Source organism: Priestia sp. JV24, from assembly GCF_025910025.1.
GTDB classification, from domain to species: domain Bacteria; phylum Bacillota; class Bacilli; order Bacillales; family Bacillaceae_H; genus Priestia; species Priestia megaterium.
This window is the reverse complement of the sequence record NZ_JAPCIN010000024.1, coordinates 1-26,546: the sequence shown is the minus strand read 5'-3', so window position 1 is coordinate 26,546 and position 26,546 is coordinate 1. Positions and strand designations below refer to the sequence as shown.

Below are 26,546 nucleotides of genomic sequence, written 5' to 3'. Positions count from 1 at the left end.
TGTTTTTTACGTTAAAGCTATTTTTAAGCGATTTAATCCTTCTTGAAGTTGTTCATGTGAACAGCCAATGTTCAAGCGGATAAAACCTTTTCCATATGTGGAGCTGTATTTTTCGCCTTTTTCTACGGCGATTTTGCCTTTTTTTAATAAGCGTTCATGTAATTCTTCTTCAGATAAGTGCAGCTTGTTGCAGTCAATCCATAGTAAATAAGTTCCTTCTGGCTGAACCACTCGCAGTTCAGGCAAGTTTTCACTTATAAAACGCGTCACGAGATCTACATTTTTCTTCAGGTACACAAGCAGTGCTTCTAGCCATTCTCCACCTTCGCTGTAAGCTGCTTCTAATCCAATGATTCCAAATGTGTTTAAATTAGAAAACCCTTGCTTTTGCTGCTGCTGAACATACTGTGTGCGCAGTTTCTCATTTGGAATAATAACAGCTGAAGCCTGAAGTCCCGGTATATTAAATGTTTTGCTAGGGGCTATACACGTAATGGTTCGATTGGCTGCATCTTCACTCACCATGCTGATGGGAATATGTTTATAAGGCTGGTAAATTAGATCAGAATGGATTTCATCTGAAATAATTAATACATTGTATTTTTCACAAAGATCAGCAAGTTTCTTCAGTTCTTCTTTTGTCCACACGCGTCCTACTGGATTATGAGGGCTGCAAAGAATCATTAATTTTACGCCTTCTGCAAATTTTTTCTCTAAATCTGCAAAATCAATTTCGTATTTATCGCCTGCAAGTTTCAACGGATTTTCAACAACTTCTCGATCATTTACCTTTATCATGTTAAAAAATGGAGTATAGACGGGAGGCTGAATTAAAATTGAATCTCCGGGTTCCGTAAATGCTTGAATAGCCATACTCAGGGCAAACACAACTCCTGGACTGTATGTAATCCATTCATGATCAATGGTCCACTGATGCTTTTTTTCTACCCAAGATGATAAAGCATTCGCCGTAGATTCAGTAGGGGAAGTGTAGCCGAAAATACCGTGTTTGACACGCTCATTAATGGTTTGAAGAACATTAGGCGGCGCTTGGAAATCCATATCAGCTACCCAAAAAGGCAGAACATCTTTTGCTCCAAAAACAAGATCAGTTTTGTCCCACTTTACGGACTGCGTACCTGTACGGTTAATTAATTGATCAAAAGAATAAGTAGACAATAAAAGTACCCCCTTTTTAATACAATAGTTTGATTATTTTTAATACGTTTGTCAACGAAGTTAACTCGTGAAGTTAATAAAGAAAATGGAAAATTGTTGAAGCGCCACTACTAAATTTTTTATTAAAGTTAGCGCTTCTTGTGACATATACGAACTCGCCCCATCATTATTGAGACAGGGCTTGTTCATCGTACAAGAAATCGACCATATGAGACTGCACAATGTCGGGACACTCTTCTGGTAAAAGGTGTCCAATTTCCTTTAAAGAGATAAAGGTAGAGTCTGTTAAATCATCTTTTAACTTACGTCCGAGATGTAAAGGGACAACTCGGTCTTCTTCTCCCCAAATGAGTAAACTTGGTTTTTTTATGTGCTGCAAATCCTTTGAGGATAGGTCTCCTTCTCGATCACGAATCATTCTTGTTAAAGCCATAAACGTACGGTCATCCAAAAATGGTTCAGTATAGCCATCAATCATTTCTTCGTCGATTAACTGATGATCAAATACGACATTTTGCAAGTTGCCTAATACACCTTTGCGAGACAGCCACGTTTTTACCCACAGATAAAAGAATGGAACATAAGAAGACATGACCAACCCATAATGTGAAGGGCCTAAATAAGCTGAGCTGCACAGAAGAACAAGTTTTGATACGCAAGAAGGCTTTAATTTTGCTACGTTTAAACAAACCTGTCCTCCCATTGAGTGTCCCGATAGTACAACATCTTTCAAGTTTAAATATTCAATCAACTCGATGACAATTTTGGCTAAGTTTTTATACGAGTATTGAAAGGTTAACGATTTTTCACTTCGCCCAAATGGCGGAAGATCCAGCGTAATGATAGAAAACGTATCTTCAAATAAAGGAATTAAACGCCGAAAGCTAAAACTCGATGATAAAAAGCCGTGAATAAATACAATAGCTGGTTTATCAGGGTGATAGTTATGACATTCGTAGTAAACATTGACTCCATTAAAAGTACGCTGGTGGCAAGTAATTTTAGATTCAGTCAATTTGTTTCACTCCATCTTTTTCTTTCTAGTCTGTCCTAATTTCCAGCAATCTATAAAATGAAACTCAATTACCGGTATAGATTTCACAATAAAGATGTGTTTAAATTTGATATAATGGAAAAAGTGAAAAAATTTAATCGGTGTAGGAGGGGAACGCGGTGTTCTTAGAAGAAAAAGAGTTAGAAATTTTAGAAATTCTAGAAAAAAATAGCCGTATTTCAATAGATAGTATTTCAAAAATGGTGGATTTAACGTTTGACGAAACCTCTAATATTGTTAAAAAGCTAGAGAGAGAAAAAGTAATTGTGCAATATTCAGCTGATATTAACTGGAGACGAGTAGATGGACATGAGGGCGTCACCGCTATGATAGATGTAAAAGTTGCACCAAAGCGAGGAGTAGGCTTTGATGAGATTGCGGAGCGCATCTATCGTTTTCAAGAAGTGAAATCCGTGTACCTAATGTCAGGAGCATATGATTTGTCTGTTATTATTGAAGAAAAATCAATGTCTGAAGTAGCATTTTTTGTTTCTGAAAAGCTTTCTACGCTAGACTCTGTTTTATCTACGACGACTCACTTTATCATGAAAAAATACAAGCACGATGGTACCATCTACGACCAAGGCGATGAAGATCGCAGAATCGTGGTGTCTCCGTAATGAAAGAGCGCTTGTCAACAACTGTACAACAGCTGAAACCTTCAGGTATTCGCCGCTTTTTTGATTTAGCAGCAAGTATGGATAACGTCATTTCTCTTGGAGTAGGTGAACCTGATTTTGTCACATCTTGGGCTGTTCGAGAAGCGAGTATTTTATCGTTGGAAAGAGGGTATACCTCTTATACGGCAAATGCGGGGCTTTTAGAGCTCCGCTTTGAAATTATGAAGTATATGAAAAGAAATTTTAACGTCTCGTATGATTATAAAGATGATATTATCGTGACCGTTGGAGGAAGTCAGGCTTTAGACATTACAATGAGGGCTTTGATTAACCCTGAAGATGAGATTATTGTCGTGGAGCCAAACTTTGTGTCTTACAGCCCGTTAATTTCACTAGCAGGAGGAGTTCCTGTGGCAATTGAAACAACGGCAGAAACAGAGTTTAAACTGCAGCCTAGACAGATTGAAGAAGTCATTACAAGCAACACGAAAGCTCTTCTTTTATGCTCTCCTAATAATCCAACAGGAAGTTCACTATCTAAAGAAGAGCTGCAGGCTATTGCGGATATTGTAATCAAGCATGACTTGCTTGTTATCACGGATGAAATATATGCAGAATTAACATATGATGAAGAATTTACATCTATTGCTTCTTTAGAAGGAATGAAAGAACGAACTATTATTATTTCTGGCTTTTCTAAAGGGTTTGCTATGACTGGATGGCGTCTTGGGTACATATGTGCACCAACTGAGATTGCGAAAGCAATGCTGAAAATTCATCAGTATACAATGATGTGTGCGCCTACCATGGCACAATATGGGGCAATTGAAGCACTACAAAATGGGCAGCATGACGTAGAAGAGATGAGAAAAAGCTATCGCAGAAGACGAAACTATATGGTAAAGTCATTAAACCAAATTGGTCTGGAATGCCATTCTCCCGGAGGAGCGTTTTATGTGTTCCCCTCTGTCAAGAAAACGGGATTGTCATCGGAAGAATTCGCTGAGCAGCTTTTGCTTGAAGAGCGAGTAGCTGTGGTGCCAGGCAATGTATTTGGAAAAGGCGGAGAGGGACATATTCGCTGTTCATACGCCTCTTCAATGGAATCATTAGAAGAATCCATAAAACGGATTAGCCGTTTTGTTGAAAATAAGTTATAATAAAAATAAGATATTATGTCATATCGTATAGACGGTTTGATATAATATCTTTTTTGCTATGATGAAATGTAGTGTTAGTTTATATTTGTGACGAAATTGGTAAATAATAAATATAGTATAACTACTTTTTGATTCAATCTATGAACTGTGCTATAATTTTAAATTGGCTATAGTGATGAAAATAATAAGGTATCTAGGAGTGTTTATATGTCAAAATTTGAAATCGGTACTGTTACAAAAGGTAAAGTAACAGGAATTCAACCATACGGTGCATTCGTTGCATTAAATGAAGAAACTCAAGGATTAGTTCATATCTCAGAAGTAAAACATGGCTTCGTTAAAGATATTAACGAACATTTATCAGTAGGAGACGAAGTAAACGTTAAAGTTTTATCTGTTGATGAGTCAACTGGTAAAATTGGTTTATCTATTCGTGCAACTGAGCCAGCTCCAGAAAAAACTGAAGCTTCTGCACCTAAAAAACCTGCTAAAAAGCGTCAAGGTCAAGCAACAGTTCATACTGAATCTACTCAAGGATTCAACACATTAAAAGAAAAATTAGAAGAGTGGATTGAGCAATCAAACCGCGAAGATCTAATTAAGAAATAAGAAAAAAAGAAGGATAGCTGAGCTATCCTTCTTTTTTAATGTTCCGTTCTAGGTTCTGTACGCTCTACTTCAGCAGAAGGTTTAAATAATAGACCTAAGTTAATCAGTCCTGCGATTCCAACCAATCCATAAATAATGCGGGAGAAAGCAGATGTTTGACCGCCGAAGATTGCTGCTACTAAATCAAATTGAAAAAAGCCAATAAGTCCCCAGTTAATTGCTCCAATAATCGTTAATACGAGCGCAATACGTTGAATACCACTCATGATGAACCCTCCTTGTTTTGTAGTTCACTTATTAGCCTGCTTTTTTTAGAGGGAAATATGCATATTTGCTTTTGGAAGATACAGACAAATAAACGTTCATTTGGATGGGGTGAGCATCTAGCCAACAGGGAATAATCTTTAGGAAGTCAATTTTCTTTACAATCAAAAAGTTGTTCTTCATAATGATGCATGTAATCAAGCTCGTAAGGAGGAGTTTATAGTGAACAATTTTACATTTTATAACCCTACAAAATTAATTTTTGGTAAAGGTCAATTAGAGCAATTAAAAACAGAAGCAAGTCGCTTTGGTAAAAAGATATTATTAGTATACGGCGGAGGAAGCGTAAAACGCAGCGGTTTATACGATCAAGTAATGGATGTACTGAATGACATGAATGCAGAGGTACATGAGTTAGCGGGAGTAGAGCCGAATCCTCGTCTGACAACTGTTCGAAAAGGAATCGATATTTGTAAAGAAAACGGTATTGAATTTTTACTTGCAGTAGGTGGAGGAAGCGTAATCGATTGTACAAAAGCAATCGCAGCAGGCGCAAAATATGATGGAGACGTATGGGACATCATTAACCGCGACGTATTCGCAGCTGAAGCTCTTCCATTTGGAACAGTGCTAACATTAGCGGCAACAGGTTCAGAAATGAATGCTGGTTCTGTTATTACAAATTGGGAAACACAAGAAAAATACGGCTGGGGCAGCCCGGCAACATTCCCTCAATTCTCTATTTTAGATCCCGTTAATACATTTACTGTACCAAAAAATCAAACAGTTTATGGCATGGTCGACATGATGAGCCACGTATTTGAACAGTATTTCCATGCTGCAACAAATACGCCGCTTCAAGATCGCATGTGTGAAGGAGTACTGCAAACGGTTATTGAAACGGGACCAAAATTATTAAACGACTTAGAGAACTACGAGTTACGTGAAACGATTTTATACAATGGGACAATCGCATTAAACGGTATGTTACAAATGGGACACCAAGGCGATTGGGCTACTCATAATATTGAGCATGCGGTATCAGCTGTATATGACATTCCTCATGCGGGTGGACTCGCAATTTTATTCCCGAACTGGATGAAACACGTAATGGATGAGAACGTAGATCGCTTCAAGCAAGTAGCTGTACGCGTATTTAACGTAGATACGGAAGGCAAGACGGATAAAGAAGTAGCACTTGAAGGTGTTGATAAGCTTCGTGAATTCTGGTCAAGCCTAGGTGCACCAACTCGCTTAGCAGATTATGATATTGGTGAAGACAAATTAGATCTTATGGCTGATCGTGCGATGGCTAAAGGTGAATTTGGTAAATTCAAAAAATTAAACAAAGAAGATGTACTAGCAATCCTACGCGCTTCTTTATAAGATTTTCGATAAAAAACGCCGTGCAAACCGCACGGCGTTTTTTTCTATTCATGATGGGTAAGCTTTTTCTGCTGTTTGGTTTTCAAATCATCCCGAACGGTTTTATCAGAAAGGGGAACTCTGCTGTAATAAGCCGCTCTTCCTAGTAAATGTCCAGCAATAGGAGAGGTGATAAACACAAAGACAATCGCTAAAATTAACCGTGCACTAATATGGCCAGTGTCAATCCAAAAGTAGAGTAAGCAGCCCACTAATATAAACAGGACGCCTAAGGTAGCACTTTTGGAGGCAGCGTGACTTCTTGTATACGTATCAGGCAAGCGAATAAGCCCAATCATGGTCACCACTGTCAGAAGAGACCCTATTAGTACCAAAGCTCCTACAATGATTTCACTGATCACGTTCATATTCAATCACTTCTCCTTTCTCTAAAAACTTAGAAAAAGCAACGGTACCTACAAAGGCTATGATGCCTAGCAGTAAAATGACTTCGAAAAAAGCCTGGGTTCGAAAGATAATCGAGATGATGGCCGTGATAGCAATGATGTTAATTCCAATAGCATCAAGGGCCATTGCTCGATCAGCGGTTGACGGACCTTTTACCACTCGGTAAACAAACCCAATAGTTGAAGCAGAAATGAGAATGAGCGAAACGTTTAAAAAAATATCGAGCATTTAACGACTCACCTCCATAATAGCTTTTTCGAATGTTTGCTGAATATCTGTAATAATGTCATCAATATCGTCTGTATTGATTGCATGAATATAGATAGTAGAATTATCATCTGATACATCCATTACTAGTGTGCCTGGCGTTAGCGTAATTAAAAGAGAAAGAATGGTAATTTCCCATTCACTCTCCAGACGGGTTGGCATTGCAAAGATGGCTGGCTGAATATTTAATTTAGGGCGCAATATGTCTTTAGTAACTGCAATATTGGCTTTGAATAATTCTCGTATGAAAATAAACAGCAGCTTAATGATCGCATACACTTTATGCAAGTAAAAACGTCTGTGAAAAAAACGGCGGAAAACAAACAGCAGTACCGCTCCCCAGAAAAATCCTATAATAAAAGAAGGTAGTGTCCAAATCCCTCTCAAAAACATCCATGTGAATGCAATGATTACGTTTAATAATAGTTGAAATGACATGCAGATCTACTCCTTTAACACCGATTGGATATAAATTGAAGGATCCATAAGCGTTTGAGCGGCTGTCGACACATAAGGAATAACAGCTTCTGCACCTAGTCCTAAAAAGACAGAAACAGCAAGTAAGATAGCGGATGGGTATAGAATACCTTTAAGAGATACTTTTTCATGCTCAGAAGAAAGCGTAGGTTCACCCCAGAAGCAGCTCATGAAAATCTTAATGGCAGAATATAAAACGAGCAGGCTTGAAGCTAGTAAAACTCCTACAAACGTGTAGCTCTCTGATTCTAAACCGCCTTGAACTAAAAGGAATTTTCCAATAAAGCCGCTTAGGGGAGGAATTCCTGCCAACGAAATAGTAGCGATAAAAAACATCCAGCCAAGCAGCGGATAGTCTTTAATTAACCCGCCCATTTTCTTTAATTTTGTTGTTCCAGTTATTCGAATGATGCTTCCAGCAAGAAGGAAGAGAGCTGCTTTAATAATCATGTCGTGAATTAAATAATAAATGGCTCCTTCAAAACCTGCTTTTGTTGTTAAAGTTACACCGTAGACAATGACTCCGACAGCAATAATAATGTTATAAATTAAAATTTTATTCACATCTGAATAAGCAATGGCGCCTACTGCACCAACAACGATAGTCAAAAGCGCAACGTAACCGATAATTTGATGAGTGAATTCAGGATGGTGATAAAACAGTAAAGTGAAAGTCCTGAAAATAGAGTAAACTCCTACTTTTGTTAGCAACGCACCAAATAATCCGATAATAACGGGTGGAGGTGCACTGTACGAACCTGGAAGCCAGAAATACATTGGAAATAAAGCTGCTTTTAATGCAAATACAATAAATAAAAGCATGCCAATGGTTGTTAAAATTCCCGGCTGGTTAGCCTCTGCAATTCGTTGCGAAAGGTCTGCCATGTTGAGAGTTCCTGTTACGGCGTACAAATAAGCAACAGCAATTACAAACAAAGCGGATGAAATGACATTGACTAAAATATACTTAAGAGACTCTCGAAGCTGTGCTTTTGTACCCCCAATTACAATAAGAGCGTATGAAGACATAAGCATGACTTCAAAAAAGACAAATAAGTTAAAGATATCACCTGTCAAGAAGGCGCCAAATACGCCTACTAATAAAAACTGCACAAATGAATAAAAGTAAAAGCGTTCACGTCTCTCGCCAATTGTATGAAAAGCAAAAAGAACGCAGCATAGTGTTACGATACTAGCAGTAAGTACGAGAAGGGAAGCGAACATGTCCGCTACTAGAATAATTCCAAAAGGAGGTTTCCAGTTCCCTAGCTCGTGAGTTAAAACTCCTTTTGATTGAACCAACTGTACTAAATAGGCAGCAAAAGCAGTGGTGGTGATTAATGATAAAACACTGATTATCCTTTGAAGTTTAATATTGTCTTTGAAAAAAATGAGCACAACACCTACAACAAACGGGATAAGCAGTGGGATGATTACAAAATTACTCGTCATGTTCATTTCCCCTTAACTTGTCCATATCGTCTGTTCCGAGTTCTTGATAAGCCCTGTACGCTAGTACAAGGAAAAAAGAAGTGACGCCAAAGCTTATGACAATGGCAGTTAAAATTAGAGCTTGAGGTAAAGGATCTGTATAAGAAGAAGCCTTTTCTCCCAGAAGGGGAACACTCCCCCCTTTTAATCCGCCCATCGTTAAAATTAACAGGTGAACACCGTGGCTTAATAAGCCTGTTCCAATAATAATTCGCAGTAAACTGCGGGATAACATGAGATATACAGCGGCAGTGAATAGAATCCCTGCCACTATGGACATTAATATTTCCACTATTCACTCTCTCCAATCGTTTGAATAATGGTCATCGTAACACCAACAACTACTAGATATACACCTAGATCAAACAGTACAACGGTAGCTAAAGATGTTTTCCCGAGAAGGGGAAGGTTAAAGTAGCTATATGTGTGAGTTAGAAATGGGACTTTGAAAATAAATGACCCAAGCCCGGTTAAAATAGCTAGCAGCAGTCCGGAAGCCGCGACCTTCTTATAATCAAATGGGATGACTTTCGATACGGTTTTTATATCGAAAGCCAGCAGTAGTAATACAAGAGCTGCTGAGGTAGTAAGTCCTCCAACAAACCCTCCCCCCGGTGTATAATGACCTGCAAAGAAAAGATGAATGGCAAAAATGATAATAATAAACGTGACTACTTTCGTTGTGGTTTGTAGTATCAAATCATTTTTTTTCACTCTTCTTCCTCCTTTGTTAACCGAAGACGAATCATGCCATAGATAGCAAGAGCTGCTATACAAAGTACGGTAATTTCAAATAATGTATCAAATCCGCGGAAGTCAACAAGGATTACGTTCACCATGTTTTCGCCGCCTGCTTTTTCATAGCTGTTTTCAATAAAGTAATGTGAAATCGATTCAAATAGTTTCGTACTGTTTGCTGATATGCCAAGCAGTGTAACAGTCGTTCCAACAAGAAGAGCAACCAGTAAGTTTGGCAGCTGAAACTTCACCCTTACTTTTCGCTTCCGAAACTCGGGCAAGTAGTAGAAACATAGTAAAAATAGGGATACGGATACAGTTTCAATCACTAATTGAGTCAAAGCTAAGTCAGGAGCTCGGAATAATACGAAAAATAAAGAGAGCGTATACCCGACAACTCCTAGAGAAATAATGGCTGTGAGGCGTGATTTTGCTAATAAAGTTGTAATAGTAGCTGCAACCATTACGACTGCTAATATGGCCTCATAAACGCCTATAGAAGCAGTATCTTTTAAATCAATCGCAAAGGCATTCTGAGAAAAGAGCGTCACGAGAAGTAAAATGCCTATGAAAGTAAAAATGATTAAAAGATAGTCTCTAATAAATCCTGTCATTAATGTTTTCATGATACGTGTTGACCCTTTTTCCATCCCTTTAATTCCATAATTATAGCCGTTATTAAGCGTTAAAGAAGAAGGGAATCGTGGGTAGATTTTTAACCACTTTTGAATCGTCATAAAGAACAAAACACCAAATATGATGACCCCTAGCGTCATAAATAATTCTGGCGTAAAGCCGTGCCAAAATTTAATATGCACTTGATATTCTTTACCTTCAGCTAGCAGGCTAGGTGCGATAGAGGCCATTGTTGGCTCAATAAGGGTTGATTCTAATAAGTTAGGAGCAAAGCCGAAAATAACAACCAGTGATGCTAAAATAACAGGTGAAATAAGCATGCCTACTGGTGCTTCATGCGGCTTCTTCTCTAGTTTTTCGGGCTGGTATTTGCCTGTAAAGGTTTTAAAGACAAAAATCATACTATAGACGAAAGTGAAAATACTTCCTAACCAAGCGATGACAGGCAGCAAAATTCCCCACGTCTGCATGCTATACATATCCATTTTTGTCACGTTTACCATACCTGTAAAAAACATCTCTTTACTTAAGAATCCATTAAAAGGAGGAAGACCCGCCATTGAAAATCCCCCGATGATAGCAATGGTAAATGTCACAGGCATGAAGCTCATTAACCCGCCTAACTTTCTAATGTCACGCGTGCCTGTTTCATGATCGACAATCCCTACTACCATAAACAAACTGCCTTTGAAGGTAGCGTGGTTAATCAAATGGAAAACCGCTGCAGTAAGAGCTACTAAGTAGATATTATCGTCTAAAAAATCATAGTGAAGAGCTGCGCTACCTACTCCTATAAGTGACATAATCATCCCGAGCTGACTAATGGTTGAAAAAGCTAAAATCCCTTTCAGATCTTGCTGCTTTACTGCTGAAAATGAGCCCCAAAACAGTGTAATTAGTCCTGTAATTGAAATAGCAAAAAACCAAGTGGCGCTTATAGCAAAAACAGGGCTGAGTCTTGCTAAAAGATAAATTCCCGCTTTTACCATTGTGGCTGAATGAAGGTATGCACTCACTGGGGTTGGAGCTTCCATTGCATCTGGCAGCCAAATATGAAAAGGAAACTGAGCAGATTTTGTAAAGGCCCCTAATAAAATGAGGACTAGAGCTGGAATGAATAGATGACTTGATGTGACTACATCTACGTTTGAGATAATTTCGCGTATGCTGAAAGTACCTGTCATGACGTATAAAAGCATAATTCCTGCTAATAGGGAAAGTCCTCCGAATACGGTAATAAGCATAGATTTTAAGGCTCCGTATTGAGATTTCTCCCGTTTGTACCAATAACCAATCAATAAAAAAGATGAAAGGCTTGTTAATTCCCAAAAGCTATACAGGCTCATTAGATTGTCTGATAATACAACTCCTAGCATAGACCCCATAAAAAGAAGCAAATAGACATAAAACGAATGCAGCGCTTCTTTTGTCTTAGAAAGATAATAAATGGAGTAAAGAATAACAAGTGTCCCAATTCCGGTGATTAACAGAGAGAATAGAAGACCGAGTCCATCCACGTAAGCATCAAAGTTAATACCCAGACTAGGTATCCATTTCATTGAATGTAGGTAGTTTTCCCCTTTAGAAACACCACTGATATATTGTGTGAAATAAATGAACAACACAAGTGGAAGAGGCAAAACGAACCACCCTGTATGAATACGCTGGAATTTCCTATACAGAAGCGGGACAAAAAAGGCTAATAAAAAAGGCGATAAAATCACCAAGTGCAACCACGACAAAAGACAAACCTCCTTGTGATATTCAATTCTGTAACCGATTATATAATAATTTAATTATGCATGCATCCATGCTAATTCTTAGTATCAGCAGAATTTTCAAGGCTTATTAAATAAATAGAAACTCGTCACAAAATCCATAAAAAAAACATAAAAAAATTTTTTTCGACGTATAAAAATCATGCGAAATTGTCACTCTAAGAGTGAGGTGATGGAAATGTATAGGAAACAAATAGCCATCAGTTTTCTCATTTTTACTGCACTATGTATGAGTGGATTTGTGCTAAATAATCACTTGGAAATGAAAGAAGAAAACAGGATGCTGCTCACTTCTAAAAACGAAGCTGGAAATTCCATATCAATAGACTCTTCCCTTTTAAAAGCCTCTTATAAACCGAGACAATATGTGAAGATAGGTGAAATGAACTATATTGCACCACCCAATAAGCAAATAAAAAACGATTGAAGACCACTCCTTAGTCGTTTTTTATTTGCTTATTATTTGCGTAATCGTGCATGAATTACGTCCTGTAATCAAAGAACATTAGTTGACTTCACAACTGAATTTATCGTTAAATAAAAGGGTACATACAATGATTGCAGTTTCAACAAACTATAATGATTGTGTCAAATTGTAAGTGGATTCACTTGAATTCAGCTAACAGTTTCGATAAAGTGAAAAATAAAGATATTTTAATGGAGGAACAGACTATGACACATGTTCGTTTTGATTATTCAAACGCGTTATCATTTTTTGGTGAACATGAACTTACATACTTACGTGATGCCGTGAAAGTAGCTCACCATTCAATTCATGAGAAAACAGGTGCTGGAAACGACTTTTTAGGATGGGTCGACCTTCCTACGGAGTATGACAAAGAAGAATTTGCACGCATTCAAAAAAGTGCAGAAAAAATTAAATCTGATTCAGATGTATTAATTGTTATCGGTATTGGAGGATCTTACTTAGGTGCTCGTGCTGCTATTGAAATGCTTCAGCATTCATTCTATAACACATTATCAAAAGAACAGCGTAAAACTCCGCAAGTTATTTTTGCTGGTAACAACATCAGCTCAACATACATGAAAGACTTAATGGATGTTTTACAAGATAAAGATTTCTCTATTAATGTTATTTCAAAATCTGGTACAACAACAGAACCGGCGATTGCTTTCCGTATCTTCCGTAAATTATTAGAAGAGAAATACGGCAAAGAAGAAGCACGCAAGCGTATTTATGCAACAACAGATAAAGCGCGCGGCGCATTAAAAACATTAGCGGACGAAGAAGGCTATGAAACATTTGTTATTCCAGATGATGTAGGCGGCCGTTATTCAGTATTAACAGCGGTTGGCTTATTACCAATTGCCGCTGCGGGTCTTGATATCGAACAAATGATGAAAGGGGCAGCTGATGCTCAAGATGCATTCTCATCATCAGAGCTAGAAGAGAACCCAGCTTATCAATATGCTGTAGCTCGTAATGTGCTTTATAATAAAGGAAAAACAATTGAAATGCTGATTAACTATGAGCCAGCTCTTCAATACTTTGCTGAGTGGTGGAAACAGTTATTTGGCGAAAGTGAAGGAAAAGACCAAAAAGGTATTTACCCTTCATCTGCTAACTTCTCAACGGATCTTCATTCTTTAGGTCAATATGTACAAGAAGGTCGCCGTGATATTTTTGAAACAATTGTACAAGTTCAAGATTCTCGTCATGAGCTAACAATTGAAGAAGATGCAGCGGACTTAGATGGATTAAATTACTTAGCTGGTGAAACAGTTGACTTTGTAAATAAAAAAGCGTTCCAAGGTACAATGCTTGCTCACACAGATGGAGGCGTTCCAAACTTAGTTGTGAACATTCCTGCGCTAGATGAGTATACGTTCGGATATGTTGTATATTTCTTCGAAAAAGCATGTGCAATCAGCGGCTATTTATTAGGCGTAAACCCATTCGATCAGCCGGGAGTAGAAGCATACAAAGTAAATATGTTTGCTCTTCTTGGAAAACCTGGTTTTGAAGAGAAAAAAGCAGAATTAGAAAAGCGTTTGAAATAAGTAAAAAGAGGGCGGTACAAAAGTATTTTAGCCCAAGTGAAAAACGAACCATTGATCAACATGTTTGATTAGTGGTTCGTTTTTTTTGTTATGGTGAATATAGTTTCATCTGTTTAGGTCCTTCTAGCAGTTGATTGGAGGGCAAGGCGGAGACTCCTGCGGGAAAAGCGCAAGCGACGAGGGGGCTCAGCGCCCGCCCGCGGAAAGCGAAGCCTTGCACGGACATCACGGTGTCACAAGCGATTTATACGAGCTACTTTATCCAGTTTGTTCGTCTTTAGGTTGGATTCATTTAGTTATATCTCAATCTCTTTTTTGCTTTTGAGATAAAGGATAAAACGCTGGAAAAAGGACATGTTAAAACAGAGGAGGGATAACATGATTGAATTATCTTCAAGATTAGAGGGCACATTATTCAAGCTTTATGAATTAGAAAAAACGCTTAAGCCGCTTGGGTATAACATTGGAGGGAATTGGGATTATGACCATGGTTCATTCGACTATAAGATGAATGATGAAGTCGGCTATCAATTTTTACGTATCCCGTTTACAGCTACGAATGGAGAGCTGGATTCTAAAGGAACAACCGTACAGATTGGCACGCCATTTTTACTTTCACATAAATATCAAATTGGTCTAGATGACGATGTTCACAATGGAAATGTGAGTGCTTCATTTAATCAGTTTGCAGAACCCCAAGACGCAGACGCTTCATTTCCAGAAAAGTATATCAGCTTAGGAGAAGAGCTAATTAGAGAGGCAGAAGATGCGCTGCTTCAGTAATTGAAGGAACTATTCTTTTTTTAAACTCTCTACTTTTTTCACAAAAATATGTTCGTACATGACTTGACTAATCAACTCGTTTGTTTTAATCATTTCATTCACCCCCAAATTTTGTGCATTTTGAATATGCTTTTTTGTTAACAGTTCAACGATGCTGTAAATAGAAGGGTTCAATCCTTGCAGAGCGACTAACGTAACAATCGTATTCATGTCTGCATATTCTTCTGTCTTATGTTGATCGGCAGTAATCAGCACTTTTTTTGCGTACCGAGCGTTGGCAAGTTCTAATACTTCATAATGAGAGGGACTTCCTTTAATAAAATGAACGCGATCACAAATCATGGGATTTTTAGTCAGAGAGTCGTCGATAAGAACAATGTCTTCTTTATGAAATGCGTCGCGATAAGACTCTAACACGAGTTTGGCGCGCTCATTCCACCCAACAACGATAAAGTGATCTTTTCCATAAAATTTTAAATTCCCTTCCAAATAAGCGCTCTCAGCGGAAACAGCAATTTTAGAAAGCGTAACAAAATAAGTAGTAATAAATCCCGTTCCGATCAGGACTAAAATAATTGCAGCTAACCTTCCAATCGTAGTGGTCGGAGCAAAATCACCGTACCCTATAGTAGAAATTGTAATAATAACCCACCAAATTCCTTCAAACACATTCCCAAACGTTTGCGGCTCTAGGAAATGTATAAGCATGCCGAAAAGCAGAACAAGGCAGCCGATAATAAAAAGAAGCCGCACTAAAATAGAACGACGAAAAAGTCGAAATAATAGCCATTCCATCATAAAAAAACCTCCAGTGATTAGTCATAACCACAGTATGACCATTTTCTACTGAAGGTATAAGATATCTTTATCTTTTTACTTCGTAATATTCAATCCATTCTTTGTCTGGACCGTAGAAAAATAAGTATCTTGCTCCATTTGGCAAAGTTACAATGTTTTCTTCCACAAATGAAACGCCTGCTGATTTTAAACGCTCAAACTCCTCTTCAATTCCGTCTACTGCCAGGGCAAAATGATGAACTTTACCTTCGTTAGGTAAGCTTGAGTTATACCCTTGAATTAACTCTACGATTACATTGCCTTCTAAACCTAGAAAAGCTAGCTTCAAAGATGGATCGGTATGTGGTAGTGTTTCGATGAGCTCTAATCCCACTTTTTGCGTATAGAACTCAATAGATTCTTCTATATCCTTTACTTGAACGCCTACATGTTCAAATTTTAAAATTGTCATATGCATCACCCGTATCTATAGTATGTAAAAACTATGAAATATATTAAAGAGAAAGGATATAGAAGTCAAGATAGGGCTGCTTATCAGGAAAGGGCTCTTAAATCATATTTTTGCTGGAGTGAATAGGGTAGAGGCTTCCATCAAGAGCAAACGAAATTTTGCCTGTTTCTTCAGATACAACTAAAATTAATGCATCCGATTTTTCCGACATTCCAATGGCTGCACGGTGGCGTGTTCCCAATTTTTTGGTCGTTGAAATAATAGACGAGAGAGGTAAAACATTAGCAGCTGAGATAAGCTGATTATTTCTAATCAAGACGGCTCCGTCATGTAAGGGTGTCCCTGGATAGAACAGCGTCTCAACTAGCGTAGCGCTGACAGGAGCTTGAATAGGGATTCCTTTTTGAATAAGAGAGTCTACATTTTGTTCCCGTTCAATGACAATTAAAGCGCCGTGACGTTTCTCAGAAAGGTTATGAATAGCTAAGGACAGAGCAGCATATTCAAATGTATAAGGCGATAGATAATGACGCAAATAATAAGAGGCAGCCGTAGCTTGAACATCTTGAAATAACTTTCGCATCTCCTCAAAATCACATAGGATACAATGATCACTCGTGTCTAAATGTTTAATTAAATTAGAGGCTTCAGTTGAAATCTGCTGTAAATATGTTCGCACATTATTTTTAATTGTATCGTCTAATTGAAAGGGTTGTCTCTCCATCTTATATAGCTCCTATCTGTCAGTCAGTGTTATCTGTAATGTGTGCTAATGTGGGTGAATTATCCGTAAAGCTTATAAATCCCTTATTAATTTTATAGAGAGGTTTTGTGTTTTATTTAGCAAGAGAATATAAAAAGTTGGAGAAAAAAGAAAGCGTTTTATAAACTGATACGTTCACATTTGGGTTAAATTTACATATGTTGTTTTAAATAAAAGTATAGATATTTCTGTGAATTTAAAGTATAGTTTTCTTATCGGATATATGATTTTTAATGTTGACAAATATTCTAAATATGCTAAAATTTTTAAAAAATGCTTATCAAGAGTGGTGGAGGGATCTGGCCCGCTGAACCCCGGCAACCTGCTTAGCAAGGTGCTAATTCCAGCAAAGTGTGTATCATTTTGAAAGATAAGGTGAAAATTTATTGCCTACCCAGTCTTTCAATATGGAAGACTTTTTATTTTGATATAGCGCAAGCGATAATTTGAGGAGGGACACCAATGACTGTAACCCCCGACTTAAAACAAATCTTTGAGCATGTTGAAGCAAAGTAAGAATTAAATAGTTTCGCTGACTAGACACACTAGAGGCGGTTTTATCCAATTCTAGTGGGTAAAACCGTCTTTTTTTATTGGATAACGCGGATAACTAAGAATTGGAGTGAAGAAAATGGCAGACTTATATACGTACGAAAACTGGAGTGATACATTTCCAGAGTTCGACAGTGAAGATGAAACAAAAGGAGCCCTTTCAGCATTGCAGTGGGCGTATGATACCTACGGAGATTCAATTATTTACGCATCAAGCTTTGGTATCGAGGGGATTGTGTTAATTGATTTAATTTCAAAAGTGAAAAAAGATGCTGAAATCGTCTTTTTAGATACGGGCGTTCATTTTAAAGAAACATATGAAGTAATTGATGCAATTAAAGAACGCTTTCCTGATTTGCGTATTCGTATGAAAAAACCGGATTTAACGCTTGCAGAACAAGCTGAGAAACATGGAGATGAACTTTGGAAGAGTCAGCCTAACCTATGCTGTCAAATTCGAAAAATCATCCCGCTAAGGGAATCTCTTGCTCCTTATGATGCGTGGATTTCTGGTTTGAGACGCGAGCAGTCTGAATCTCGTGCCAACACGAATTATTTTAATAAAGATGAGAAATTCAAGAAAGTGAAAGTCTGCCCGTTAATTCATTGGTCCTGGAAAGAAGTTTGGCGCTATGTGTATAAGCATGATTTACCATATAACAAACTTCATGATCAAGGCTACCCAAGTATTGGCTGTGAGCCCTGTACCGCACCTGCCTACAATGTAGACGATTTACGTTCAGGAAGATGGGCAGGTACACAAAAAGTTGAATGCGGATTACACGAATCTTAAATACGAAAGAGCTGAATAAATGATGCTTTTATATGTTGCCTTTATCATTGCGCTTTTTTTTGCAATGAATATTGGAGCAAGTGGTGCAGCAGCAGCTATGGGCGTTTCATACGGCTCCGGTGCGATTAAAAAGAAAAGAGTAGCCCTGTTCATCTGTGCTATAGGTATTGTGCTCGGAGCCATTATCGGAGGCGGCGAGGTGGTAAAAACTATCAGTTCAGGTATCATACCTGAAAAATTGCTGTCAGTAGAATTAGTTATTATCATTCTGGCTGCTGCAACGCTGTCACTCTTTTTCGCGAATTTAATTGGTATTCCTCTATCAACAAGTGAAGTAACGGTTGGTTCAGTTGTTGGAGTAGGCGTAGCTTATCAATCTCTGTATGTGGAAAAACTTTTAGTTGTCATGTCTTTTTGGATTATTGTTCCGCTGGTTTCATTTGTCATTGCTTTTTTGATTGGAAAAGTGATAAAACGCAGAGCGCATAAAAAAGAAGCAGAGGGAAAGTGGAAAAGAGTTTTAACGATTTTAGTTATAGCGACGGGATTCTTTGAAGCCTTCTCAGCTGGAATGAATAACGTGGCAAATGCTGTCGGTCCTCTAGTAGGAGCTGGATTAATGGATGCCACAACGGGTGTCATAGCAGGAGGATTGGCAGTGGCGCTCGGAGCTCTTTTACTAGGAGGCCGAGTTATTGAAACAAACGGGAAAAAAATTACTCGCTATTCTGTAGGGGAAGGGTGCATTATCTCGGGTACTGGTGCTTCTCTTGTCACAGTCGCTTCACTGTTTGGTTTGCCAGTACCGCTTACACAGGTCACTACGTCTTCTATTATTGGAATAGGAGCAGCGAAAACGGGATTCACGAAAGAACAGCGCGAAGTGGTCATTCAAATGTTAAAGGTTTGGGTGGTATCCCCTGTATTTTCACTCGTAATCTCATATGTTCTTGTGAAATTAGTACTTGAAAGCGACTTATATTCATTTGTAGTGCTAGCTAGCGGATGTATTGCCACAGCAGGTGTTCTAAGCTTAGCTAGAGCGACTAGAAGAAAAAGAGCAAGCTTGCAGTCGGAAAAAGAAAAAATGACTGCGTGATTCAAGTGCTTTTTATTATATTGTGTTAATTATTTAAGGAGGATTTTACAAAATGACAACAATTCAAGCACACGGTGGAGAATTAATTAATTTATATCAACCAACATATGACTACACGTCACTAACAAAAGAAATCGAAGTAGATAACATGGCTCTAAGTGATTTAGAACTAATTGGAATTGGTGCTTACAGCCCAATTACAGGATTTTTAGGAGAAAAAGATTATCAATCAGTTGTTGAAAATATGCGTTTAGCAGATGGAACAGTATGGAGTATTCCTATCACTCTTCCTGTAACAGAAGAGCAAGCTAAAGAATTAAACATTGGCGACAAAGTAAAACTTGTTCAAAACGGCGTAACGTATGGTGTTTTAGAAGTTTCTGAAGTATATACGCCAAATAAAGAAAAAGAAGCGGAGAACGTGTACCGCACAGCAGAACTTGCTCATCCTGGCGTAAAAAAAATGATGGAACGCCCAAATGTATACGTAGCAGGTCCAATCGTACTTGTAGAACGTACACCTAAAACGCGTTTTGAAAAGTATTACCTAGATCCAACTGAAACAAGAGCAGCATTTGAAGAACGCGGTTGGAAAACGGTTGTTGGATTCCAAACTCGTAACCCTGTTCACCGTGCGCACGAATATATTCAAAAAACGGCATTAGAAATTGTAGACGGCCTATTTTTAAATCCACTCGTAGGAGAAACAAAGTCAGATGATATCCCAGCAGATATCCGTATGGAAAGTTATGAAGTACTTTTAGAGAACTATTATCCTAGCGATCGTGTAGCTTTAGCAGTTTTCCCTGCTGCGATGCGCTATGCTGGACCTAGAGAAGCTATTTTCCATGCAATGGTTCGAAAAAACTTTGGATGCACACATTTCATTGTAGGCCGTGACCACGCTGGTGTGGGTGACTACTATGGAACATATGATGCACAAAAAATCTTCAGTAACTTTACAGCAGATGAATTAGGAATTACACCTTTATTCTTTGAACACAGCTTCTATTGCAAAAAGTGTGAAGCGATGGCATCAACGAAAACATGCCCTCACAGCAAGGAAGATCATATGATTCTATCTGGAACAAAGGTACGTGAAATGCTTCGTAACGGAGAAGTGCCACCAAGCACATTCAGCCGTAAAGAAGTAATTGAAGTGTTAATTAAAGGATTAGCAAAACAAAAAGTATCTTCAAAATAAGGAGCGGTTGAAGTGAGCAAATCAACAAACATTACGTGGCATGATGCTGGAATTACAAAAGAGGAAAGACGCGAGCAAAATAATCATCACAGTTTTGTATTATGGTTTACAGGTCTTTCGGGTTCAGGTAAATCTACCGTAGCAAACGCAGTGGCAAAAGCGCTTTTTGATAAAAATATTCGCAACTATGTATTAGATGGTGACAATGTTCGTTTCGGCTTAAATAAGAATCTAGGGTTTTCTGCTGAAGATCGTACAGAAAATATTCGCCGTATCGGTGAGGTTTCTAAGCTATTTGTAGACAGCGGTCAAGTGGTACTAACAGCATTTATCTCTCCATTCCAAGAGGACCGAGCTCAAGTGCGTGAGATCTTAGAGGGGAATGAATTTTTGGAAGTATACGTGGAGTGTCCGTTAGAAGAATGTGAAAAAAGAGATCCAAAAGGCCTTTACAAAAAAGCAAGAAGCGGAGAAATCCGTGACTTTACAGGAATTGATTCTCCGTATGAGTCACCGGCTAACCCTGAATTAACAATTAATACAAGCACACAGTCTGTAGAAGAATGTGTACAAACTGTTATTGAATATTTAGCTAACCGAAAGTTTATCTAAATGACAGCGGACTTTGTCCGCTGTTCTAATTCAAATTAAAATGTGGGAGCGCTGCGGAGACGTGGAAATGATGGAAGGGTGAAAGGCATTCATGGGGAAAGTATATCTAGTCGGTGCAGGACCGGGAGATCCAGATTTAATTACATTAAAAGGGTTGAAAGCAATTCAACAAGCAGATGTTATCTTATATGATCGTTTAGTGAATAAGGACCTGCTGGAGTATGCTAAAAGTGATGCGGATATCATTTACTGCGGAAAGCTTCCGAACTACCATACCCTCAAGCAAGAAACAATTAACAACTTTTTAGTGAAATTCGCTAAGAAAGGAAAAATTGTAACGCGCTTAAAAGGCGGAGATCCATTTGTTTTTGGACGCGGAGGGGAAGAAGCAGAAGCTCTCGTGCAGCAGGGCATTTCATTTGAAATTGTTCCAGGAATTACATCAGGTATCGCAGCCGCTGCTTATGCAGGAATCCCTGTCACTCACCGGGAATACAGCGCAAGCTTTGCTTTTGTAGCAGGTCATCGTAAAGATAGCGAGCATGATGCAATCAAATGGGATAGCCTAGCCAAAGGTGTAGATACTCTTGCAATTTATATGGGGGTGCGGAACTTACCGTACATTTGCCAACAGTTAATGAAACACGGAAAAACTTCAGCTACGCCAATTGCATTGATTCACTGGGGAACATGTGCGCACCAGCGCACTGTAACTGGAACTCTTGGTACAATTGTTGATATTGTTAAAGAAGAACAAATTGAAAATCCAAGTATGATTATCGTTGGTGAAGTTGTGAATTTTCATGATCGATTAAATTGGTTTGAGAAGACTGGACAGCATTACTATTCGTTTGCACAAGAAGCTTACTAAAGAGGTTGATTATATGGATGCAGTTTTATATGTTTGCCATGGCAGCCGCGTAAAAGAAGGCGCTGATCAGGCAGTTGCTTTTATTGAAAGATGTAAAAAAAATCTAGATGTACCGATTCAAGAAGTTTGTTTCCTAGAACTAGCTTCCCCCACTATTGAACAAGGATTTGAAGCATGCATTGAACAAGGTGCTACTCGTATTGCAATTGTGCCTCTTCTGTTATTAACAGCTGCGCATGCAAAGCATGATATACCCGAAGAAATACACAAAGTATATGAACGTTATCCCCAGGTAGAAGTCCTGTACGGAGAACCATTCGGCGTAGACGAACGAATTGTTGATATCTTGCTAGAGAGAATCAATGAAACCAATGTGGATAAGCATGAAGATTCGATGGTATTGTTGGTCGGCAGAGGAAGCAGTGATCCTGCTGTAAAAAAAGATTTTAACGAAATAGCTCAACTGCTAAAAGGGAAAGGTGCTTTTAAAGAAGTGAGCACATGTTATTTAGCTGCAGCTTCTCCTAATTTAAAAGAAGGCCTGCACCTTGCTAAACGAACTTCGTATAAGCAAGTATTCGTTCTTCCATACCTTTTGTTTACCGGTATTTTAATGAACGAAATTAAGGAAGAATTGGAGCAGCTATCAACAGATGCCCAGCAGTTTATCTTAGCCAACTACCTAGGTTATCATGAGGGACTTGCACACATTTTAAGTCACCAAGTAAAAACGTTATTATCCAGCAAAGGAAATCAATACGATGTATACCGTTATGCTTGATTTAAAGGGTCGTTCGGTCTTAGTAGTTGGGGGCGGAACAATCGCAACTCGTAGAATTAAAGGTTTTTTACAAGAAGGAGCAGCCATTACAGTGGTTGCTCCAACTGTTTCAGCTGAAATAAATGAATGGGAAGTTAAAGATCAGCTGCGTGTAAAAAGAAAAAAAGTAGGAGAAGAAGACTTACTTAATGTCTTTTTAATTGTTGTGGCTACAAATGATCAAGCTGTGAATAAGTTTGTTAAGCAGCATATTAAAAATGATCAGTTGGTTAATATGGCCAGCAGTTTTTCCGATGGAAATATTCAAATCCCTGCACAGTTTTCTAGAGGGAGATTATCGCTAGCAATATCCACAGATGGCGCTAGTCCTTTGTTGACAAAACGAATCAAAGAAGACTTATCCTCAAATTATGATGAGAGTTACACACAGTATACACAGTTTTTGTATGAATGCAGAGTTCTTATCCACAGATTGAATGTGTCAAAGAGCCGTAAACATGAGTTATTAACAGAAATTATCGATGATCAATACCGGCTGTCTCTAGTAAAACAGCGGGAATTTTTACAACAGATTGAAAAATATAAATAAAAAACGGCCAATTGGCCGTTTTTTATTTATACATTTTCAACTTCAATGCTTCGAATACCGCTGATTTTTTGAATTTCGTAATACACTTCTGTAGTAGGGCGCTGGTTATTAACTGACACTTTCATTCGTATATACAATTCATTGGTGTCTAAATCTTTGATTCGAATATTTTTAATTGTAATATTCTTTTCTCTAATGCTATTAGTTGTATCAAAGATATTGTGCTTATCCGCCAGCTTGAGTTGAAGAATAAGTTCTTTCTCGCGCAGTTGCCTAGGCCCCAAAATAGTAATAAGGAAGGGAAGAAGTTCAACGCTGATAATGAGCAGTACAACTCCGGTAATAGCTTCAGGATAAAACCCTGCACCTACAGCAATGCCTATACCTGCTGCTCCCCAGATAATAGCCGCTGTTGTAAGCCCTGAGATGCTGTCATTTTCTTTTCGTAAAATGACGCCCGCCCCTAAAAAACCAATTCCAGAAACAATTTGAGCGGCCAGACGAAGCGGGTCCATTGTGATATGATCACCTTTATTAAAAATTTGAGAAGACTCAATCGAAACAATTGTGAGTAAACAGCTAATAATGGAAATTACGAGAGATGTTTTTAAACCAACAGGCTTTCGTTTTAGTTCCCTTTCAATTCCAATAATAAGACCAAGTACAGCGGAAATACCTAATTTAAGCAACATTTCATTTTCCATTATTTTCACCTATTTCAATAAACATTGTTGTTTATATCTGTATGAAAGAAGAAAAACAGATATGTATTAGTATAGTAAACTTTTCTTCATAATAACAGGTGGAATTCGAAAAAATCTGATTATTTATAAAGCGCTACAATCTTTTCTTTCAATTTATATTTTTGAATCTTGCCGGAGGCCGTCATGGGAAAGTCGTCTATAAAATAAATATGTTCCGGAATTTTGAAATGAGCAAGCTTACCTTTGCAAAAGTCTTTGATTTCTTGAGCGGTAAGAAAAGAATGTTGCTTGAGTTTAATGCATGCAGCAACTCGTTCTCCATACTTTGGATCAGGAATACCGACAATTTGCACATCTTCTACCTCGGGTATTCTATATAAAAACTCTTCAATCTCTCTTGGGTAAATGTTTTCTCCGCCTCTAATAATCATATCTTTTAGACGTCCTGTAATTTTTACATAGCCATCCTTATCGATGGTAGCTAAATCTCCTGTATGTAGCCAATCTTTTACAATTGTTTTTTCTGTTTCTTCCGGCATTTTATAATACCCTTTCATTGTTAAATATCCTTTTGCACAAAGTTCTCCTTGTTCTCCGAAAGAAGCTGGTTTACCTGTAACTGGATTAATAATTTGAATCTGTACATGATTATGAACTTTGCCAACCGTTTGTACTCGCCGCTCGATAGAATCAGTTGGGGTTGTTTGGGTGATTACAGGAGATGTTTCGGTTTGACCATACGCGATCGTAATTTCATTGATGCCCATGTCATGTATGACTCGTTTCATTACTTCTGCTGGACAATTAGAACCAGCCATGATTCCTGTGCGAAGAGTAGATAAATCATATTGATTAAACTCAAGTGCATTTAATTCCGCAATAAACATAGTTGGTACACCGTGAAGAGCTGTACATTTTTCGTTCTCTACGGTGCGTAAAACAGAGGCAGGTTGAAATTCAATAATCGGTAGCATAGTAGCACCTACAGATACGCATGCTAGAACACCCAGCACACATCCAAAGCAATGAAAGAAAGGAACTGGGATGCATAAGCGGTCTTCGTTAGTCAGTTTCATAGACTGAGCAACTAAAAAGCCGTTGTTTACTATATTATGGTGACTTAGCATAACTCCTTTTGGAAAACCTGTTGTTCCGGAAGTATATTGCATATTGATAACATCATGGATATGTAGGGATTGTTCATGCTTATCGAGAACCTCATCCGAGATCATTAAGCTACTCATTAAAAACTCATTCCAAGATGTATGTTCGCTTGATCCACTTAAGTTTATAAGATGTTTTAGTTTGGGAAGGTTATGTTCAATACTAGTGATAATAGACGTATAAGAAGTGCTTTTAAATTCATCAATGAAAAATAGCGCTGTTGTATCAGAATGACTCAATACATACTCTAATTCAGAGGATTGATAACTTGTATTAAGGGTAACCAAAACAGCGCCTATTCTAGCTGCTGCGAATTGAAGAAGCAACCATTCCGGCACATTGGTAGCCCAGATAGCGATATGGTCGCCTTTTTTGAGACCGGTGGCTAGAAGTGCCTTTGCAACTCGAGAGGTTTCTTGATAAAATTCCGCGTACGTATAACGAATATTTTGTTCAGAGTAGATAACCGCTTCTTGATGCCCAAACTTTTTTGTACTTTCTTTTAAAAGTTCTCCAACTGTTAATTCAAGCAATGGTTTCATTTGGTTTCCTCCTTGAATAATGTTAAAGTATAAATGAAAGCGTTTTCTAAAAGTAGTTTATCAAATTTAAAGAAAGTGTTCCAAAAAATCATTCGACAAATTCCTTCACTGTCCATCGTACGTATAGAAGAAGAGGAGTGACTGAAGTTATCGCATTGATTTCAATAAGTAAGTATACTGAATGCGAATATTGTAATAAAATAAAGAAATGTCTCCTTTTTATAAGAAGACAACGCATGTTAATAAAGAATGGTATAAAAATATGAAGTAAACAAACAAAAAATCATGCTGAATGTTGAAAGTGAAATAAATGAAAGGCCGTTGACCTTGCCTTCTTTATTAGACATTTGAATTGATTCCCAATAAGCAAGTGAAATTAAGAGAATAGACATACAAAAGGACAAATAGAGTGCAGCTGCAATTAAGGTATCCAAGTGAACGCCTCCTTGGCGGATAATGATTTAATAGACATTATGCTAGTGTGGCTCTAGATATGCTAGTATCTATTAATTGGCGAACGTTTCGTTTGTAAGAAAATAGTTTTTAAAAATATATCGAAAAACTATTGCACAATAAAAGAAGGCATGGTATATTATTAAATGTCGCTAAGATGAACTGCTAAAGCAAACATCGAAGTGATAAACAAATAAAAAAACTTGTTGACAACTAGGTTGCAACTTGTTATGATAGTAAAGTCGCCTAAGAGCGGCGG

General features: G+C 37.9%; 30 protein-coding genes and 1 riboswitch. Of the genes, 14 read left to right on the top strand and 16 right to left on the bottom strand.

From position 1 onward, the window contains the following. Nucleotides 1-6 precede the first annotated feature (6 nt). Nucleotides 7-1,179 (bottom strand): MalY/PatB family protein, encoded by a 1,173-nt coding sequence (locus tag OK414_RS25745; RefSeq protein WP_263045905.1) that lies wholly within the window; start codon nucleotides 1,177-1,179, stop codon nucleotides 7-9. Nucleotides 1,180-1,345: 166 nt separating this feature from the next. Then, nucleotides 1,346-2,194, bottom strand: a complete 849-nt coding sequence (locus OK414_RS25740; protein WP_013085307.1) for an alpha/beta fold hydrolase — start codon at nucleotides 2,192-2,194, stop codon at nucleotides 1,346-1,348. 158 nt (nucleotides 2,195-2,352) lie between these two features. Between OK414_RS25740 and OK414_RS25735 the strand changes: the two genes are divergently transcribed. The 3 genes from OK414_RS25735 (at nucleotide 2,353) to yugI (ending at nucleotide 4,622) form a co-directional block, all read left to right on the top strand. Then, nucleotides 2,353-2,853 (top strand): Lrp/AsnC family transcriptional regulator, encoded by a 501-nt coding sequence (locus OK414_RS25735; RefSeq protein WP_013085306.1) that lies wholly within the window; start codon nucleotides 2,353-2,355, stop codon nucleotides 2,851-2,853. Beyond that, the gene (locus OK414_RS25730; RefSeq protein ID WP_016765803.1) at nucleotides 2,853-4,013 is read left to right on the top strand and encodes an aminotransferase; all 1,161 of its coding nucleotides are present in this window, start codon (nucleotides 2,853-2,855) and stop codon (nucleotides 4,011-4,013) included. Before OK414_RS25735 ends, OK414_RS25730 begins: the two co-directional genes overlap by 1 nt. 207 nt (nucleotides 4,014-4,220) lie before the next feature. After that, complete coding sequence (yugI, locus tag OK414_RS25725; RefSeq protein WP_013059599.1) at nucleotides 4,221-4,622, top strand: S1 domain-containing post-transcriptional regulator GSP13; 402 nt, start codon at nucleotides 4,221-4,223, stop codon at nucleotides 4,620-4,622. Between the two features lie 35 nt (nucleotides 4,623-4,657). Here yugI and OK414_RS25720 read toward each other — a convergent pair whose 3' ends face one another. Beyond that, on the bottom strand, nucleotides 4,658-4,888 hold the full coding sequence (locus OK414_RS25720; protein ID WP_013059598.1) for a DUF378 domain-containing protein: 231 nt from the start codon (nucleotides 4,886-4,888) through the stop codon (nucleotides 4,658-4,660). A gap of 220 nt (nucleotides 4,889-5,108) precedes the next feature. On the opposite strand from OK414_RS25720, the gene OK414_RS25715 reads away from it, so the two are divergent. Further along, nucleotides 5,109-6,272 (top strand): iron-containing alcohol dehydrogenase, encoded by a 1,164-nt coding sequence (locus OK414_RS25715; protein WP_013085305.1) that lies wholly within the window; start codon nucleotides 5,109-5,111, stop codon nucleotides 6,270-6,272. 44 nt (nucleotides 6,273-6,316) lie between these two features. Here the strand turns inward: OK414_RS25715 and mnhG are convergent, their stop codons facing one another. The 7 genes from mnhG to OK414_RS25680 are packed head-to-tail and all read right to left on the bottom strand — an operon-like array spanning nucleotide 6,317 to nucleotide 12,070. After that, nucleotides 6,317-6,679: a monovalent cation/H(+) antiporter subunit G gene (gene mnhG / locus OK414_RS25710; protein WP_016765801.1), complete on the bottom strand. Its 363-nt coding sequence runs from the start codon at nucleotides 6,677-6,679 to the stop codon at nucleotides 6,317-6,319. After that, nucleotides 6,663-6,947 (bottom strand): Na(+)/H(+) antiporter subunit F1, encoded by a 285-nt coding sequence (locus tag OK414_RS25705; protein ID WP_013059595.1) that lies wholly within the window; start codon nucleotides 6,945-6,947, stop codon nucleotides 6,663-6,665. The genes mnhG and OK414_RS25705 overlap by 17 nt, the downstream gene beginning before the upstream one ends. Next, nucleotides 6,948-7,424 (bottom strand): Na+/H+ antiporter subunit E, encoded by a 477-nt coding sequence (locus OK414_RS25700; protein ID WP_263045904.1) that lies wholly within the window; start codon nucleotides 7,422-7,424, stop codon nucleotides 6,948-6,950. It abuts the gene before it with no gap. Between the two features lie 6 nt (nucleotides 7,425-7,430). Continuing rightward, nucleotides 7,431-8,915, bottom strand: a complete 1,485-nt coding sequence (locus OK414_RS25695; RefSeq protein WP_034648547.1) for a Na+/H+ antiporter subunit D — start codon at nucleotides 8,913-8,915, stop codon at nucleotides 7,431-7,433. After that, nucleotides 8,905-9,246 (bottom strand): Na(+)/H(+) antiporter subunit C, encoded by a 342-nt coding sequence (locus OK414_RS25690; RefSeq protein ID WP_013059592.1) that lies wholly within the window; start codon nucleotides 9,244-9,246, stop codon nucleotides 8,905-8,907. The genes OK414_RS25695 and OK414_RS25690 overlap by 11 nt, the downstream gene beginning before the upstream one ends. After that, nucleotides 9,246-9,668, bottom strand: a complete 423-nt coding sequence (locus tag OK414_RS25685) for a Na(+)/H(+) antiporter subunit B (RefSeq protein ID WP_013085301.1) — start codon at nucleotides 9,666-9,668, stop codon at nucleotides 9,246-9,248. Before OK414_RS25685 ends, OK414_RS25690 begins: the two co-directional genes overlap by 1 nt. After that, nucleotides 9,665-12,070: a Na+/H+ antiporter subunit A gene (locus tag OK414_RS25680; protein WP_095380232.1), complete on the bottom strand. Its 2,406-nt coding sequence runs from the start codon at nucleotides 12,068-12,070 to the stop codon at nucleotides 9,665-9,667. Before OK414_RS25680 ends, OK414_RS25685 begins: the two co-directional genes overlap by 4 nt. Nucleotides 12,071-12,778: 708 nt before the next feature. Between OK414_RS25680 and OK414_RS25675 the strand changes: the two genes are divergently transcribed. The 3 genes from OK414_RS25675 to OK414_RS25665 all read left to right on the top strand — a co-directional run bounded on the left by OK414_RS25675 (nucleotide 12,779) and on the right by OK414_RS25665 (nucleotide 14,911). Continuing rightward, a complete protein-coding gene (locus tag OK414_RS25675) occupies nucleotides 12,779-14,128 on the top strand; it encodes a glucose-6-phosphate isomerase (protein ID WP_263045903.1) in 1,350 nt (449 codons plus the stop codon). Nucleotides 14,129-14,258: 130 nt separating this feature from the next. Continuing rightward, nucleotides 14,259-14,453 (top strand): hypothetical protein, encoded by a 195-nt coding sequence (locus tag OK414_RS25670; protein WP_230586502.1) that lies wholly within the window; start codon nucleotides 14,259-14,261, stop codon nucleotides 14,451-14,453. A 53-nt stretch (nucleotides 14,454-14,506) separates the two neighbouring features. Then, the gene (locus tag OK414_RS25665; RefSeq protein ID WP_016765797.1) at nucleotides 14,507-14,911 is read left to right on the top strand and encodes a YugN-like family protein; all 405 of its coding nucleotides are present in this window, start codon (nucleotides 14,507-14,509) and stop codon (nucleotides 14,909-14,911) included. Nucleotides 14,912-14,920: 9 nt separating this feature from the next. Here the strand turns inward: OK414_RS25665 and OK414_RS25660 are convergent, their stop codons facing one another. From OK414_RS25660 to cdaS, 3 genes are all read right to left on the bottom strand, one after another. Further along, nucleotides 14,921-15,709 carry a potassium channel family protein gene (locus tag OK414_RS25660; protein ID WP_013085298.1) on the bottom strand — a complete coding sequence of 263 codons (789 nt, stop codon included), beginning with the start codon at nucleotides 15,707-15,709 and terminating at the stop codon, nucleotides 14,921-14,923. A 67-nt stretch (nucleotides 15,710-15,776) separates the two neighbouring features. Then, nucleotides 15,777-16,160, bottom strand: coding sequence for a VOC family protein (locus OK414_RS25655; RefSeq protein WP_013085297.1), 384 nt, complete (start codon nucleotides 16,158-16,160; stop codon nucleotides 15,777-15,779). 97 nt (nucleotides 16,161-16,257) lie between these two features. Then, entirely contained in the window at nucleotides 16,258-16,884 is a 627-nt protein-coding gene (gene cdaS, locus OK414_RS25650; RefSeq protein WP_016765796.1) for a sporulation-specific diadenylate cyclase CdaS, read from the bottom strand. 313 nt (nucleotides 16,885-17,197) lie between these two features. Beyond that, a riboswitch (SAM riboswitch) is annotated at nucleotides 17,198-17,300 on the top strand. A 254-nt stretch (nucleotides 17,301-17,554) separates the two neighbouring features. Here cdaS and OK414_RS25645 point away from each other — a divergent pair. From OK414_RS25645 to OK414_RS25615, 7 genes are all read left to right on the top strand, one after another. Further along, on the top strand, nucleotides 17,555-18,268 hold the full coding sequence (locus OK414_RS25645) for a phosphoadenylyl-sulfate reductase (RefSeq protein ID WP_016765795.1): 714 nt from the start codon (nucleotides 17,555-17,557) through the stop codon (nucleotides 18,266-18,268). A 19-nt stretch (nucleotides 18,269-18,287) separates the two neighbouring features. Next, entirely contained in the window at nucleotides 18,288-19,367 is a 1,080-nt protein-coding gene (locus OK414_RS25640) for an inorganic phosphate transporter (protein WP_016765794.1), read from the top strand. Nucleotides 19,368-19,419: 52 nt separating this feature from the next. Continuing rightward, a complete protein-coding gene (gene sat, locus OK414_RS25635; protein ID WP_013059582.1) occupies nucleotides 19,420-20,571 on the top strand; it encodes a sulfate adenylyltransferase in 1,152 nt (383 codons plus the stop codon). A 12-nt stretch (nucleotides 20,572-20,583) separates the two neighbouring features. Then, nucleotides 20,584-21,183, top strand: coding sequence for an adenylyl-sulfate kinase (gene cysC, locus OK414_RS25630; protein ID WP_014457932.1), 600 nt, complete (start codon nucleotides 20,584-20,586; stop codon nucleotides 21,181-21,183). A gap of 91 nt (nucleotides 21,184-21,274) precedes the next feature. Further along, on the top strand, nucleotides 21,275-22,054 hold the full coding sequence (gene cobA / locus OK414_RS25625) for a uroporphyrinogen-III C-methyltransferase (protein WP_016765793.1): 780 nt from the start codon (nucleotides 21,275-21,277) through the stop codon (nucleotides 22,052-22,054). A 13-nt stretch (nucleotides 22,055-22,067) separates the two neighbouring features. Further along, the gene (locus OK414_RS25620; protein WP_205661992.1) at nucleotides 22,068-22,835 is read left to right on the top strand and encodes a sirohydrochlorin chelatase; all 768 of its coding nucleotides are present in this window, start codon (nucleotides 22,068-22,070) and stop codon (nucleotides 22,833-22,835) included. Further along, on the top strand, nucleotides 22,816-23,424 hold the full coding sequence (locus tag OK414_RS25615; RefSeq protein ID WP_013085291.1) for an NAD(P)-binding protein: 609 nt from the start codon (nucleotides 22,816-22,818) through the stop codon (nucleotides 23,422-23,424). The genes OK414_RS25620 and OK414_RS25615 overlap by 20 nt, the downstream gene beginning before the upstream one ends. A gap of 26 nt (nucleotides 23,425-23,450) precedes the next feature. Here OK414_RS25615 and OK414_RS25610 read toward each other — a convergent pair whose 3' ends face one another. From OK414_RS25610 to OK414_RS25600, 3 genes are all read right to left on the bottom strand, one after another. Next, on the bottom strand, nucleotides 23,451-24,128 hold the full coding sequence (locus OK414_RS25610; RefSeq protein ID WP_013059577.1) for an MgtC/SapB family protein: 678 nt from the start codon (nucleotides 24,126-24,128) through the stop codon (nucleotides 23,451-23,453). A 119-nt stretch (nucleotides 24,129-24,247) separates the two neighbouring features. Beyond that, a complete protein-coding gene (locus tag OK414_RS25605) occupies nucleotides 24,248-25,834 on the bottom strand; it encodes an AMP-binding protein (protein WP_016765791.1) in 1,587 nt (528 codons plus the stop codon). A 239-nt stretch (nucleotides 25,835-26,073) separates the two neighbouring features. Further along, complete coding sequence (locus tag OK414_RS25600; RefSeq protein WP_013059575.1) at nucleotides 26,074-26,268, bottom strand: hypothetical protein; 195 nt, start codon at nucleotides 26,266-26,268, stop codon at nucleotides 26,074-26,076. Between the last annotated feature and the right edge of the window lie 278 nt (nucleotides 26,269-26,546).

Bases quoted from the DNA above. Each gene is read 5' to 3' on its own strand.
- OK414_RS25730 (WP_016765803.1), top strand. From the start codon at position 2,853: ATGAAAGAGCGCTTGTCAACAACTGTACAACAGCTGAAACCTTCAGGT.
- yugI (WP_013059599.1), top strand. From the start codon at position 4,221: ATGTCAAAATTTGAAATCGGTACTGTTACAAAAGGTAAAGTAACAGGA.
- OK414_RS25720 (WP_013059598.1), bottom strand. From the start codon at position 4,888: ATGAGTGGTATTCAACGTATTGCGCTCGTATTAACGATTATTGGAGCA.
- mnhG (WP_016765801.1), bottom strand. From the start codon at position 6,679: ATGAACGTGATCAGTGAAATCATTGTAGGAGCTTTGGTACTAATAGGG.
- OK414_RS25705 (WP_013059595.1), bottom strand. From the start codon at position 6,947: ATGCTCGATATTTTTTTAAACGTTTCGCTCATTCTCATTTCTGCTTCA.
- OK414_RS25700 (WP_263045904.1), bottom strand. From the start codon at position 7,424: ATGTCATTTCAACTATTATTAAACGTAATCATTGCATTCACATGGATG.
- OK414_RS25695 (WP_034648547.1), bottom strand. From the start codon at position 8,915: ATGACGAGTAATTTTGTAATCATCCCACTGCTTATCCCGTTTGTTGTA.
- OK414_RS25675 (WP_263045903.1), top strand. From the start codon at position 12,779: ATGACACATGTTCGTTTTGATTATTCAAACGCGTTATCATTTTTTGGT.
- OK414_RS25665 (WP_016765797.1), top strand. From the start codon at position 14,507: ATGATTGAATTATCTTCAAGATTAGAGGGCACATTATTCAAGCTTTAT.
- OK414_RS25660 (WP_013085298.1), bottom strand. From the start codon at position 15,709: ATGATGGAATGGCTATTATTTCGACTTTTTCGTCGTTCTATTTTAGTG.
- OK414_RS25655 (WP_013085297.1), bottom strand. From the start codon at position 16,160: ATGACAATTTTAAAATTTGAACATGTAGGCGTTCAAGTAAAGGATATA.
- cdaS (WP_016765796.1), bottom strand. From the start codon at position 16,884: ATGGAGAGACAACCCTTTCAATTAGACGATACAATTAAAAATAATGTG.
- OK414_RS25645 (WP_016765795.1), top strand. From the start codon at position 17,555: ATGGCAGACTTATATACGTACGAAAACTGGAGTGATACATTTCCAGAG.
- OK414_RS25640 (WP_016765794.1), top strand. From the start codon at position 18,288: ATGATGCTTTTATATGTTGCCTTTATCATTGCGCTTTTTTTTGCAATG.
- sat (WP_013059582.1), top strand. From the start codon at position 19,420: ATGACAACAATTCAAGCACACGGTGGAGAATTAATTAATTTATATCAA.
- cobA (WP_016765793.1), top strand. From the start codon at position 21,275: ATGGGGAAAGTATATCTAGTCGGTGCAGGACCGGGAGATCCAGATTTA.
- OK414_RS25620 (WP_205661992.1), top strand. From the start codon at position 22,068: ATGGATGCAGTTTTATATGTTTGCCATGGCAGCCGCGTAAAAGAAGGC.
- OK414_RS25615 (WP_013085291.1), top strand. From the start codon at position 22,816: ATGTATACCGTTATGCTTGATTTAAAGGGTCGTTCGGTCTTAGTAGTT.
- OK414_RS25610 (WP_013059577.1), bottom strand. From the start codon at position 24,128: ATGGAAAATGAAATGTTGCTTAAATTAGGTATTTCCGCTGTACTTGGT.
- OK414_RS25605 (WP_016765791.1), bottom strand. From the start codon at position 25,834: ATGAAACCATTGCTTGAATTAACAGTTGGAGAACTTTTAAAAGAAAGT.